Consider the following 2,866-nt stretch of genomic DNA (forward strand, 5'->3'; position numbering starts at 1 on the left):
CACCTGCAGGGTCCTGGACCTTCGCTTGCAGCACGGCATCCGTATCTACATCTGTCGTTCCATTTGCAGGTGCTTGCGGTACCGGTTTATGCGGATGCTCCTCTGACGTAACGAAATGGACTGTATTCTCCATAGTCTGTCCCGCTGCATCTGTCGCTTTCATATACAGCACATGCTCCCCTGCATCCAGTACAGCTGAAGATGCTGAATAGGGTATTTGAATAGCAGCCCCATCCAAAGTCACCACGAACGAGGAGATGGCCGATACAGTATCATTCGCCTCTGCAGTTATCATGAAACTGCCCTTGTATGACTGGCCCTCTGTCATATTGCTCGTAATGACCGGACCTTCATTGTCTACAAGTACATTAGCGACAGCACTCTGGCCATCCGCTGACGCCAGCGTCATTTGCCTCGGTCCATCCGCAGCTTCTGTCGTATCCCAACGATAGGAGACCGCATTCCACTTATCTTCCGGTATAGCAAACTCGAAATAAACAATCGGCAGGAAGCGCCCGTTATCCCCCATATCAAAATTAAGCGTTGGACTCGCATACTTAGGGTCCCTCAGCTCTGTGCCGTCAGCAAGCACAAGTCGGACGTTGCGGATATCGAAGTCATCCAGGCCGCCCTCCGGCGCATGCTCGTAGTAGGCTCTGTTCACCGATCCCGCCCGGATGGCGATGCGATTCGGCGATGTCGAACGGAACAGCTCCGGACTGACGGGAACAGCAATCGTTGTGTAGTTCGTCGTGCCAAGCGGAATCATGCTTAACTCTTCACGGCCAACTGTCACATAATTCCTCCCGCTATCAATTCCATTAGCTTCAAAGACGAAGTACGAAGGCTTGTCCATCGCCTTCTCGATACCTGACGTCTCCACCCACCCGCTCTCTGGAATGTCGTAGTTGAAATTGACGATTGGCAGGAACCTGCCGTCATCCCCCATATCAAAATTAGTCGCAGGCGCGTATTGCGGGTCCCGCAGCACTGTACCGTCAGCTAAAATAAGCCGTACGTTGCGGATATTATAGTCATCCAGATCCAGCGTCTCTGGAGCTTCCTCGTAATAAGGCCGTCTAGTCGAGCCAGCCTGAACGGTTATGGTGTTCACTTGCCCATACTTAAATAGATCCGGACTGACCGGTATTTGAACCGTTACATAGCCGGTCGTGTTGTGCGGGATGATTTGCACAATATCCCCCTCGACCGTAATCGCATTTTGCCCGTCGTTAATACCACTGGCTTCAAACGTAAAATAAGCTATGCCGGCTAAGCCCATTTTCGTTCCTTCGCCTTCGATGGATAACGTCAGGTCATTCGGCGAAATGCCGTTGCCCGAAGCAACGACAACCTTCTCTCCGGATATGACGTCTCCGTCTTTTAGATTCAACGCCGGTACGTTTTGCTCTCCTAGAAGTGATAGCTGCGCATAGCTTGTCTCCGTCACATTCGTACCGTCAGATACCCTGAAGAAATAGTCTATCTTCGAGCTACCGTACCATTCCGTAAAGTCCAGAGAATGCCGGTACAAACCGTCCTTGCCCCTGGCAATATGGGAAGACTTATAGACCTGATCCCGGGACTTTTTATAATGAAGCACTACCGATGTAAGCAATCGGTCATCATTTGCTTCCACAACGAATTCGATCGGATGGTTTAAGTCGGGAGCGGCTGTGCTCGTCATATTCCGGACGGTCGGTGCAACGAAGTCCGTTTGAATCGAAACAGGCTGTGCCGGTGCTTGTCCAGGCTCGAGACTGCCCGGTGTTCCCCGCACTACCTTAGAACTCAGCAGTTTCATCTCGAGACTCCCAGTATCTGGAATAGTATAGATAATGCCCATATCCTGCTTCGTATCCACGACACCTTTGTTGTAGCTGGCTGTCACAATATCCTGCCCCGTACTGGTCGCTATCACAATCGTGCGCTCACGCAAGTCATTCATCCCGCTGGGGATCCGGATAATGTTTACATTCTCGATAAGATCTGTACCGTAGTTCGCATTGAATTCAGCGACTGTCCGGTTTGGCGTATCTGCTGTTGTCATCCCCCAAAGCACTAATGTTTGCTGCGGAGGTATAATAACTGATGCGTAAGGCCTCCAGTGCAGATCATCGTCTGGGACTCCCGGGTACCGGTAAACAATCATATAATCTCCAAAGTTGATCGGCTGATCGGTATTGTTGTACACCTCTACATATTCGTAGGCGTCCTCATTGCCAACATTCATGGAATCAGGAACAAGTTCTGTTATGAGCAATGTTGGAGATGTATCAGAGCTCTGTACCCCAGACGTATCAGCTGCAGCATAACCTATTGGAAGTAAAGAAACCCCAAGCATGACTGCCGTTAACAAAAAAGACAAACGATACTTCCATCTTTTTGCTGCCATTAATCCCTTCATCTCCTCTTCTATTCATTTCGCCTCGATTCTGGATGCAATTGCGTTAATACCAAAACTCGATAAGTTAAATTTGCCTGTTCATCACCACCTTTCAGAAGTCCGGCCAATAGGAAAGAAAGAGAAAAATGCCATATCGCCTTTTTATTTATTAATCCATTTGATGTATTAATTTAATTCTTTCGCTCTTTTTATTTAAATTCCTTTTTTATCAAGTCATTGTTACAAAAACTTATAAGAACACATCACCTGATGGTGAAAGTAAAACATAAAAAAGACCTCCATCTTTCGACGAGGATCTCTTATAGAGATGATTTATTCCAAGGGCGTTTTCTTCCCCTTTCACTTTTGACCCGTTCTGCACACATGCATCCGCTTCAAGCCATTGAATAACATCATGTTGATTTTCTAACGAGATGCCGTTCAAGGCGACGATCCCCTTCAGCAGGTTCCTCACTTTGC

At 48.1% G+C, this 2,866-nt stretch carries 2 protein-coding genes; both read right to left on the reverse strand.

Annotated elements, in window-relative coordinates:
- Positions 1 to 2,395: lamin tail domain-containing protein (locus AC1DWN_RS31605; RefSeq protein WP_477562814.1), on the reverse strand; the 2,395-nt coding region annotated here is incomplete at its 3' end.
- Positions 2,396 to 2,636: 241 nt separating this feature from the next.
- A partial coding sequence (locus AC1DWN_RS31610; protein ID WP_477562815.1) for a hypothetical protein occupies positions 2,637 to 2,866 on the reverse strand: 230 nt, incomplete at its 5' end.

Source organism: Paenibacillus sp. P4_A7 (assembly GCF_056402455.1).